Genomic DNA, 10,176 nt, shown 5'->3' with positions numbered 1-10,176 from the left:
GTGAGCCGTGACTGCGTCCTCTGGAACTCGAAGCGTGACTTGTCGCCGACGTACAGATCCCGTTGCGGCACCTCGGCAGCGATGATGAGCTTGACGCCGCGGTCATAGAACTCATCGACGAGATTGATGAAGCGCCGCGCGGCATCTTCGTGGAACCCGGTCAGTTGCGGCACCCGCGACAGCAGCACGGTGTGGTGGGTGCGTGCGATCTCGACATAGTCGGCGGCGCCGCGCGGTCCTTCGCAGAGATTGGCGAAGTCGAACCAGGCGACGCCGTCGGCGATGCGCCGGCTGCGGATGCTGCGGCCGTGGATGATCAGCGCCTCGTTCGCGCGTCCGGGTTCCGGCGCGATCTCGGCGAACCAGCGTTCGAGGTTGGCCTCGGCCCGGCTGTCGCAGGGGCTGTGATAGATCTCGGCGTGCGTCAGTGCGCGCAGCCGGTAGTCGGTGCCACCGTCCACGTTGAGCACGGTGACGTGCCGTTTGAGGACTTCGATGAACGGCAGGAAGTTGGCGCGCTGCAAGCCGTTTTCGTAGAGCCGGTCCGGCGGGATGTTGCTGGTAGCGACCAGGGTCACGCCGCGTGCGAACAGGTTGTCGAACAGTCGGCCGAGGATCATCGCATCGGCGATGTCGGAGACGAAGAATTCGTCGAAGCACAGCACGCGCAGCTGGCGCGCATACTCGGAGGCCACCAGCCGCAGGGGATCCTGCTCGTCGGGGTATCTGCGGCGTCGCTCATGCACGTCGAGCATGAAGCGATGAAAGTGCGTGCGCAGGCGTATCGGTTCGGGCAACGATTCGCAGAACGCATCCATCAGCCAGGTCTTGCCGCGGCCGACGCCGCCCCACATGTACAGGCCGCGCACCGCGGTCCAGCGCGGCGCGCCGAAGCCGAAACGGCGTCTCGGCGGGGTGGCGCACAGTTCGTCGTGGATCCGCTGCAGCGCCTCGATCGCCGTGGCCTGCGCCGGGTCGCGGACGAAGCCGTCGCGCTGCAGTTCGCGTTCGTATCGCTCGCGGGGGGAAAGCAGGGATGCGGACACGTGACGGGTCAGCGCAGGTCTTCGCCGAAGATCGCCGCGAGGTGGGGGTTCAGGAACAGCCCGCGCGGATCGCAGCGGCGGCGCTGCGCGCGGAAGTCGTCGAAGCGCGGGTACAGTGCGCGCAGCTGCTCGGCCTTGAGGTCGTGCAGCATCGCCCAGTGCGGACGGCCGTCGTTGCGTTCCATCAGCTCGGCGATCGGTGCGAAGTAAGCCTCGTAGCTGATGTCCGGGTAGGCCGGCACCGAGATGCAGGCGCTGTCGCGTCCGTAGTGCGGCGAGAGCCAATTGTCGTCGCCGGCGACGAAGCGGACTTCGATCGGAAAGTGGATGCGGAACGCCAGCGCCTTGATGATGCGGTCGAGCGAACGCAGCACGGGATCGAGGCGTGTGACGGGCAGGGCAAACTCGAGCTGCTGGAAACGCAGGCGCCGCTGCAGCGCATAGGCGGTACGTGCGCTGAGCACGTCGCGGCGACCGGACACCATGCGTGTCGCCAGCCGACCGAACTGTTCGGCCATGTGCGGTGTGCGGCGCGCGGCTTCCGCCATGCCGCGGAACACGATGCGGTCGGTGGTGCGACGCGCGGCGCGCTGCAGCGGCGACAGGCGCGTCGGTTGCTCGCGGGTGACGTCGGCCGTGCGCAGGACGACGGAATCCGTGTACGGGAACCAGAAGAACTCGCTGTTGCGGTGGTCGCGGCGGAAGCTGTCGATGCGCGTCAAGGTCTCGCCCAGCGTCGCAGCCTGCGTGCGCAGCTCGAGCCGGTAATCGTCCACGCACTGGAGTTCGACATGGGTCACCACACCCATGGCACCCAGCGACACCACCGCCGCGCGGAACAGGTCAGGATCCTGTTCCGCCGACAGCGAATGCAAGGAACCGTCGGCGCACACCAGGCGCAGGCCGGTCACCAGCGAGCCGAGGTTGCCAAATGCGGCGCCGCTGCCGTGCGTACCGGTCGCCAGTGCGCCGCCCAGGGTCTGCTGGTCGAAGTCCGGCGCGTTCTCGAGCGCCAGACCGCGGTCGGCGAGTGCCTCGCACAGCCGTTGCAGGCGCGTGCCGGCACGGACCCACACGCGGCGCCGCTCCAGGTCCGCGGATTCGATGCCGGTGAAGCGTTCCAGGGACAGGTGATTGTCGTCGGTCCAGCACAGCGGGGCGAAGGAGTGGCCACCGCCGATGACGCGCAGGCGTTCACCCTCCTCGGCGACGCGGACCACTTCGGACTGGATTTCCTCGACGGTCACCGGGCGTGCGCAATACGCCGGCTCGCAGCGCACGGTGCCGGACCAGTTGACCCAGGTGCGGGTGCGGCGTCGCCTCAAGTGAATCTGCCTGATCGGAATGGGCCGCGCAGGATACCCGATTCAACCGTCGGCATCCGCGGCCGTCTGCGGCAGGTGCAGGTCCGGCTCGCGGCACAGGGCCAGCACCTGGGCGCGGACCAGATCGCGCAGCCGTGCGGCCGCTTCGCGATCCTTGCCGTCGGCGGCGAGTGGAGGCCGGATGTCGATTTCCACCGGGCTCCAGCGCGGCAGCCTGCGGCCGCCGCCGTACAGCCGGCGCGTGCCGCGGATGCCGGCCGGGACGACTTGCGTGCTGGTGCGCGCGGCCATGAGGAAGGCGCCGGTCTTGAACGGCAACAACCCCGGTTCATGCTTGAACGTGCCTTCGGCGAATATCGCCAGTGATTCGCCGTGGTGCAGGCGTTTCATCAGCTGGCGGGTGAGCTGTGCGCTGCTGTGTGCCGAATCGCGGTTGACGAAGATCACGCCCATGCGGCGCAGGGTCAGGCCGATCAGCGGCCAGGACGCCGCGCCGTCCTGTACGACGAACGTGAACCGTCGGGGCAGGGCCGCGGTGAGCACCAGCCCGTCGATGTAGCTGGCATGATTGGCGACGACCACGCAGGCGCCCGGCGGCAGGTGCTCGCGCCCCCGGACCGACAGGGGTACGCCGATGCTGGCCAGCATCAGGCGCACGCCGAGCCGGCCCAGCTCGCGGCGCACCGTCAGCGTCGGACCGGCGATGACCAGTGCACAGACCACCGCGGAGCCGGCGGCGAGCAGCGCGCCGGCGACGGGGGCGTAGAGCCACTCGAAAAGGCGTTTGACCATTCGTGCATTATCCGGGCGAAACGCCAGCTTTGAGAATGCCAAACCCCGTTCCGCCTGCGACCGATCCGTTGACCGCCGAAGACGCCGCGGTGATCGGTCGTTTTCTCGACCATCTGTGGCTGGAACGCGGCCTGGCGCGCGCCACCCAGGCCAGTTACCGCTCGGACCTGGGGCTGTTCGCGCGTTGGCTGGCCCCGCGCGGGATCGCACTGGCCTCGGCCGGCGAGGCCGAGATTCGCGACTACCTCGTCGCGCGCGCGCTCAGCCCGCGCTCGCAGGCGCGTCTGCTGTCGGCGATGCGCCAGTTCTATCGTTACCTGCATGCCGACCGGCAGCGCCGGGACGATCCGACCGCGCGGCTGGATTCGCCCAAACTGGGACTGCGCCTGCCCAAGACCCTGTCGGAGCAGGAAGTGGAGCGCCTGCTCGCGGCGCCGGACGCCAGCACTGCGCTGGGACTGCGCGACCGCGCCATGCTCGAGCTGATGTACGCCAGCGGCTTGCGGGTCAGCGAGCTGGTGAGCCTGCCGGCGACCGGGGTGGATCTGCGCGTTGGTGTGGTCCAGGTGATGGGCAAGGGCGGCAAGGAACGCCTGGTGCCGATGGGCGAGGAGGCCATGGAATGGCTGCGGCGCTACGTGGCCGAAGCGCGGCCGCAGTTGGAGCAGGGCCGCGGCGCCGACGGCCTGTTCCTCACCGCGCGCGGGCAGACCATGACACGGCACAATTTCTGGCGGCTGATCAAGGCGTATGCGCTGCGTGCGGGTATCCGCAGCACGCTGTCACCGCACAGCCTGCGCCACGCCTTTGCGACGCATCTGCTTGATCACGGCGCGGACCTGCGTGCGGTGCAGTCGCTGCTGGGCCACGCCGACCTGTCCACCACGCAGATCTACACGCACGTCGCGCAGGCACGGCTGCGCCAGATCCACGCGACGCACCATCCGCGCAAGTGAATCCTTCCGTTCAGGCCGGGTGGCGGAATCAAACCGGGCCGTTGCTGTCATAATGCCGCCCTTTCATGCCGTTGGACTCACCATGACTCTGCGTCACGCACAAACCCTGTTGGCCTCCTGCGTCTGCGCCTGGGCGCTCGCTGGCTGCGCACCTCCCTACCATCCGGTGGCGAACCCCGAGATCGGGGACGCCGCGTCGGCGAGCGCCGACATCGACACCGTGCGCGACAACGTCACGCGGGTACTGACCGGCGTCAAGCGCGAGAACATCCACCCCGCCGATGCGCCGGGTCTCTACGAGATCCAGGTCGGTTCGCAGTTCGCCTACGTCACGGCCGACGGCCGCTATCTGATCGAGGGCGACCTGGTCGATCTGGTCAGTGGCGTGAGCCTGACCGAGAACAAGCGCAAGAGTGAACGCATCGCACGGCTCGCGGCGCTGGGCGAGGACAACATGATCGTGTTCGGTCCGGAACGGGCCTCGGACGCACAGCACACGGTCACGGTCTTCACCGACGTGGACTGTGGCTACTGCCGCAAGCTGCACCGCGAGATCGACGAGTACACGCAGCGCGGCATCACCATCCGCTACGCCTTCTATCCGCGGTCCGGTCCGAACACGGAATCCTTCCGCAAGGCTCAGGCCGTGTGGTGCTCGAAGGACCGCAAGCAGGCGCTGACGCTGGCCAAGCAGGGCGTCCCTGTCGAGGGCGACACCAGCTGCCCGAACCCGGTCATGACCGAGTACCAGCTCGGCGTCGAGCTCGGACTGCGCGGCACGCCGATGCTGATCCTGCCGGATGGCGAGGTCGTGAACGGCTACGTGCCCGCGGCGCGGCTCGCGGAGAGGCTGAACGGCCGCGAACAGGGCTGAGCTGACCGAAGCGGGTCTGGACGATGAAGGTCCTGGTGGTCGGCGGTGCGGGCTATGTCGGCGCGCACATGTGCAAGCAGCTCGCCGAGCATGGCCACCAGGCGGTCGTCTGCGACGATTTCTCCACCGGCCACCGCGCTGCAGTGCGGTGGGGCGAGTGCATCGAGGCGGACATCGGCGATGCCGCTGCGCTCGACGCCGTGTTCGGCCGGCATCGGTTCGACGCGGTGATGCACTTCGCCGCCTGCTCGCTGGTCGGCGAGTCGGTGGCCGATCCACTCAAGTACTACCGCAACAACGTCGGCAATACTCTGGTGCTGCTCGAAGCGATGCGCCGCCACGGTGTCGAACGGCTGGTGTTTTCGTCCACCGCGGCGATCTTCGGCGAACCGCAAACCGAGCTGATCGACGAAGCGCATCCGACACACCCGCTCAATCCCTATGGCCGCAGCAAGCTGGCGATCGAACAGATCCTGGCGGACTGCGCATCGGCTTACGGGCTGCGCGCCGTCGCGCTGCGCTACTTCAACGCCGCCGGCGCCGACGAGTCGGGCCTCATCGGCGAATCGCACCATCCCGAAACACACCTGATCCCGCGGCTGCTGCGCAAGGCGGCCGGCGAGGCCATCGACGTGCGCATCTTCGGCGACGATTATCCGACGGTCGATGGCACCTGCGTGCGTGATTACATCCACGTCAACGATCTGGCCGACGCGCATCTGCGGGCGCTGGAGCGCCTGGACCGTGAACCGGGCTTCCGTGCTTTCAATCTGGGCAACGGGCGTGGCTATACCGTCAAGCAGGTCGTTACCGCGGTCGAAGTCATCACGGGTCGTAAACTCGGAATCGAGGTGGACGGCCGTCGGGCGGGCGATCCGGCCACGCTCGTGGCCAGCAGTGGTCGGGCCGAGGCGGAGCTCGCCTGGCATCCTTTCCGGGCAGATCTGCACACGATCATCGACAGCGCGTGGCGATGGCATCGCCAGCCGGCCTACTGATCGCCTCCTAGAATGGGGATCCCCCAGAACGGTCCTGTAGGATTTCTCTGTATGGGCACGAAGCAGAAGTAAAGCTATAGTGTCACGGCGGATGGGCACCACCGGGCTGTGCGGCTGATTGGCTCGGCTTTCATCCCATGTTGGGAGTGAGTCGGGCGTAGCAAGGCTCGGGGCTGAACGAATAGACCAAGGGCAGAGAACAAGGGAGATTGCATGGACGGGGCGACGCTGTTGGGGTCAGCAGGCGGACGAGGTCAGCCGCCCGTTGCACAGCCCAGGGTAGCAGCTAGGGGTATCGAGCAGACGCGGCCAGTGCTGAGGCGGCCTCAATGGACAGGCGGCACGGCCAAGCGCGCCCTGGATGTCGTCGGTGCGGTCGGTCTTGCCGTTGCGTTGTGCCCTCTCATTGCTGTGGTATGCGCGGTGCTCTTGTTTCAGAACGGCCCCGTTCTGTTTTCGCATACCCGAATCGGGCAAGGCGGGCAGCGCTTCAAGGTCTACAAGTTCCGGACGATGGTGCCCGACGCGCAGCAAGTGCTTGAGACCTTGCTGGCCGAATGTCCCGAGCGCTTGGCCGAATGGGAACGCGATCAGAAACTCAAGGACGACCCGCGCGTCACGCGGATCGGTGAGTTTTTGCGCCGTACGAGCATGGACGAACTGCCCCAGCTGATCAACGTGCTGCGCGGTGAGATGAGCCTGGTCGGCCCTCGTCCGATCGTCGATGCCGAGCTACCCCGGTACGGTACCGCCAAGGCGCACTACCTGGCGTTGAAGCCGGGCCTGACCGGGCTGTGGCAGGTTTCCGGCCGCAATGACATCGAATATTCCCGGCGCGTGGCGATGGACCGCTACTACGCGCAGCACGCGAGCGTCTGGCTCGATCTCGGTATATTGCTGCGCACCGTTCAGGTCGTGATCGGACGCCGCGGCGCCTACTGACCCGGCTGCGGGCCCGCGCATGCCCTCCTTGGCCTGCTTCAAAGCTTATGACATCCGCGGCCGCGTGCCGGACGAGCTGAGCGCAACGGTCGCCTATCGCGTTGGACTCGCTTACGCACGTCGCTTCGCCGCGCGCAGAGTCGCTGTTGGCCGTGACATCCGCCACAGCAGCCGGGCACTCCTTGAGCACCTGGCGCTGGGTCTGAACCATGGCGGCGCGGAAGTTCTCGACCTCGGCTTATGCGGTACCGAGGAAGTTTACTTCGCCACATTCCACGCCGACCTGGACGGCGGCATCATGGTGACGGCGAGTCACAACCCGGCGGACTACAACGGCATGAAGTTGGTGCTTAGTGGGGGGCGGCCGGTGTCCGGCGACTCCGGCTTGCGCGAGCTGGAGCAGGACGTGCAGCGGGCCACGGAGCTTCCGCACGGGTCAACCCGGCTCGTGGCCACCGACTTGCGCGGCGCCTACGTCCAGCACCTGCTCGACTATGTCCGCCCCGAGCGTCTCGAACCGCTGAAGATCGTCGTCAACGCTGGCAACGGCACTGCAGGCTTGGTGATCGATGCGCTCGCACCGCAGCTGCCGTTCGAACTGATCCGCATCAACCACCTGCCGGACGGAACGTTCCCGAATGGCATTCCCAATCCGCTGCTGCCCGAGAACCGCAGCGCGACGGCCGAGGCCGTTCGGGCACATGGCGCCGATCTCGGCGTCGCCTGGGACGGTGATTTCGACCGCTGCTTCCTGTTCGACGAGCGCGGCGCGTTCATCGAGGGTTACTACATCGTCGGCTTGCTCGCCGAAGCGATGCTCGTGCGGGAGCCAGGTGCAAAGATCATCCACGACCCGCGGCTGACCTGGAACACCATCGACGTCGTGCGATCCGCGGGCGGCATCCCGATCCAGTCCAAGACCGGCCATGCCTTCATCAAGGAACGGATGCGCGCGGAAAACGCGGTCTATGGCGGCGAGATGAGCGCGCATCACTACTTCCGCGATTTCGCCTACTGCGACAACGGCATGATCCCGTGGCTGCTGGTCGCCGCACTGATGTCCAGCCAGGGACTGCCGCTGTCGGCGCTCGTCGGCGAGCGCATGCGCAAGTTTCCGGCCAGCGGCGAGATCAACCGCACCGTCGCGAGCATTCCAGCCGTGCTCCAGCGCATCGAGGCGAAGTATGCGGGCACCGCCGAGACGATCGACCGGACCGACGGCATCAGTCTCGAATTCAGCGACTGGCGATTCAATCTGCGTGGTTCGAACACAGAACCGGTGCTGCGCCTCAACGTCGAGTCGCGCGGTGACGAAGCGCTGATGCGGGCGAAGACCGCCGAACTGCTTGCGTTGATCGAAGCGCTTGGATCAGCATGATGGCCGTTGCCCGTTCATGCCGCTGCCGGCCTGAGGGCAGTACCGTCATCCGCACTGATCGCCCATGAATCCAGTCGTCCCCGTCCTGCTCGCCGGCGGTTCCGGCACGCGGCTCTGGCCGCTGTCGCGCGAGGCCTATCCCAAGCAGTTCCTCAAGATCGGCGGCGAGTACACGCTGCTGCAGCAGACTGCGCTGCGCGCGCGCCAGATCGACGGCGCGACCGCGCCGGTCGTCATCTGCGGAGACGCCCATCGTTTCATCGTCGCCGAGCAGTTGCGCGAGATCGGCATCGAAGGCGCCACCATCATCCTCGAGCCCGAAGGCCGCAACACCGCACCCGCAGCCGCCGTCGCCGCGCTGCACGTCAAGGAGCGCTACGGCGCCGATGCGCTGGTCTTCCTGATGAGCGCGGACCATGTCGTCACGGACGTCTCCGCGTTTTGCGCTGCAGCCAACTGCGCCGCGCAGGGCGCCGCGCAGGGATGGCTCATGGTCTTCGGCATCAAACCCACCCGCCCCGAAACCGGCTACGGCTACCTCAAGCGCGGCAAACCGATCTACATCAATACATCCGTCATTCCCGCGAAAGCGCGAATCCAGGAACGCGACGAACCGTTGGCCTTCGAGCTGGAATCCTTCGTCGAGAAACCCGACGCGCACCGTGCCCAGGAATTCCTTGACCAGGGCGGCTACGACTGGAACGGCGGCCTGTTCCTGTTTCCCGCCGGTCTGTTCCTGAGCGAGCTGCAGCGCTTCGAGTCTTCGGCTGCGGGCGACATGGTCGCCGCCTGCAGTCAGGCGCTGGCCAGTGCCCGGCGCGACCTCGATTTCATCCGGCTCGACGCCGCCGCTTTCAAGCAGGCCCGTTCAGATTCCATCGATTACGCGGTGATGGAGAAGACCGACAAGGCCGCGTTGGTGCCGCTGGATGCCGGATGGGACGACGTGGGCTCTTGGGCCTACTTGGACCAGTTGCCCAAGGACAGTCGCGGCAACTACGGTCACGGTGATGTCGTGATCGAGGACAGTGACAACGTGCTGGCACACAGCGAATCCCGCCTGGTCGCCGCGCTGGGCCTGAAGGACCAGGTGATCGTCGAAACCAAGGACGCGGTCCTGGTCACGACGCGTCAACATGCGCAGAACGTCAAGGCGCTGGTCGCGCGCCTTAAGGCGCAGAAGCGCGGCGAGGTCCAGCAGCATCCGGTGGTCCACCGTCCGTGGGGCAGCTACGAGGGTGTGGCCGCAGGGCCGCGCTTCCAGGTCAAGAAGATCGTCGTCAAGCCCGGACACCGCCTGAGCCTGCAGATGCACCACCACCGGGCCGAACACTGGATCGTGGTCAGCGGCACCGCCAAGGTGACCTGCGACGACAAGGAATTCCTGGTGGGCGAAAATCAGTCGACGTATATCCCGCTGGGCGGGAAGCACCGGCTGGAGAATCCGGGCAAGGTCCCGCTCGAGCTGATCGAGGTGCAGTCGGGCAGCTATCTGGGCGAGGACGATATCGTGCGATTTGATGATGTGTATGGGCGATGCAAAATTTGATCCCTCCAGAACGCTTTAGATCGCAGAGCTTTAAGGAACGTCTGATTAAGTCGCCCGAGAGCGCGCTGGTGGGCAGCGATGAATGCAGCGCGACGAGTTAATGATCGTTTCTGGCGCCGACGCGCCCGATATTCGGCGTTCAAGCATCATTTCCGCGCTCCATCACCACCCATTGGCGACCTGCGGACGCAATCCGCCTGTCATCGCCAACAGTTTCTTGCCTCTCTTGAAATTTGAGTGGGTAGATTGGACGGTATGGGAGCCGTCCGGCTGGCGGCCATGATGAGTGGGAACGATTTGTATGCATGACAGGTTG

9 protein-coding genes are annotated in these 10,176 nt (G+C 66.4%); 6 read left to right on the top strand and 3 right to left on the bottom strand.

Annotated elements, in window-relative coordinates; translation table 11 throughout:
• From zapE to AAG565_RS15195, 3 genes are all read right to left on the bottom strand, one after another.
• The coding region (gene zapE / locus AAG565_RS15205; RefSeq protein ID WP_348820496.1) for a cell division protein ZapE at positions 1–1,046 on the bottom strand (1,046 nt) is incomplete at its 3' end.
• A gap of 8 nt (positions 1,047–1,054) precedes the next feature.
• A complete protein-coding gene (locus AAG565_RS15200) occupies positions 1,055–2,371 on the bottom strand; it encodes a D-arabinono-1,4-lactone oxidase (protein WP_348820495.1) in 1,317 nt (438 codons plus the stop codon).
• A gap of 42 nt (positions 2,372–2,413) precedes the next feature.
• Positions 2,414–3,163 (bottom strand): lysophospholipid acyltransferase family protein, encoded by a 750-nt coding sequence (locus AAG565_RS15195; RefSeq protein WP_348820494.1) that lies wholly within the window; start codon positions 3,161–3,163, stop codon positions 2,414–2,416.
• A gap of 68 nt (positions 3,164–3,231) precedes the next feature.
• Between AAG565_RS15195 and xerD the strand changes: the two genes are divergently transcribed.
• The 6 genes from xerD to AAG565_RS15165 all read left to right on the top strand — a co-directional run bounded on the left by xerD (position 3,232) and on the right by AAG565_RS15165 (position 9,860).
• On the top strand, positions 3,232–4,119 hold the full coding sequence (xerD, locus tag AAG565_RS15190; protein ID WP_348820493.1) for a site-specific tyrosine recombinase XerD: 888 nt from the start codon (positions 3,232–3,234) through the stop codon (positions 4,117–4,119).
• A gap of 82 nt (positions 4,120–4,201) precedes the next feature.
• Complete coding sequence (locus tag AAG565_RS15185) at positions 4,202–4,993, top strand: DsbC family protein (RefSeq protein ID WP_348820492.1); 792 nt, start codon at positions 4,202–4,204, stop codon at positions 4,991–4,993.
• A 23-nt stretch (positions 4,994–5,016) separates the two neighbouring features.
• Positions 5,017–5,991, top strand: coding sequence for a UDP-glucose 4-epimerase GalE (galE, locus tag AAG565_RS15180; RefSeq protein WP_348820491.1), 975 nt, complete (start codon positions 5,017–5,019; stop codon positions 5,989–5,991).
• 312 nt (positions 5,992–6,303) lie between these two features.
• The gene (locus AAG565_RS15175; protein WP_348820490.1) at positions 6,304–6,933 is read left to right on the top strand and encodes a sugar transferase; all 630 of its coding nucleotides are present in this window, start codon (positions 6,304–6,306) and stop codon (positions 6,931–6,933) included.
• A 19-nt stretch (positions 6,934–6,952) separates the two neighbouring features.
• Complete coding sequence (locus tag AAG565_RS15170) at positions 6,953–8,311, top strand: phosphomannomutase (RefSeq protein ID WP_348820489.1); 1,359 nt, start codon at positions 6,953–6,955, stop codon at positions 8,309–8,311.
• A gap of 64 nt (positions 8,312–8,375) precedes the next feature.
• Entirely contained in the window at positions 8,376–9,860 is a 1,485-nt protein-coding gene (locus AAG565_RS15165; protein ID WP_348820488.1) for a mannose-1-phosphate guanylyltransferase/mannose-6-phosphate isomerase, read from the top strand.
• Positions 9,861–10,176 lie beyond the last annotated feature (316 nt).

It is taken from the genome of Fontimonas sp. SYSU GA230001, assembly GCF_040066175.1.
GTDB lineage: Bacteria > Pseudomonadota > Gammaproteobacteria > Nevskiales > Nevskiaceae > Solimonas.
This window is presented reverse-complemented; position numbering and strand designations above follow the sequence as displayed.

Bases quoted from the DNA above. Each gene is read 5' to 3' on its own strand.
- AAG565_RS15195 (WP_348820494.1), bottom strand. From the start codon at position 3,163: ATGGTCAAACGCCTTTTCGAGTGGCTCTACGCCCCCGTCGCCGGCGCG.
- AAG565_RS15185 (WP_348820492.1), top strand. From the start codon at position 4,202: ATGACTCTGCGTCACGCACAAACCCTGTTGGCCTCCTGCGTCTGCGCC.
- galE (WP_348820491.1), top strand. From the start codon at position 5,017: ATGAAGGTCCTGGTGGTCGGCGGTGCGGGCTATGTCGGCGCGCACATG.
- AAG565_RS15170 (WP_348820489.1), top strand. From the start codon at position 6,953: ATGCCCTCCTTGGCCTGCTTCAAAGCTTATGACATCCGCGGCCGCGTG.
- AAG565_RS15165 (WP_348820488.1), top strand. From the start codon at position 8,376: ATGAATCCAGTCGTCCCCGTCCTGCTCGCCGGCGGTTCCGGCACGCGG.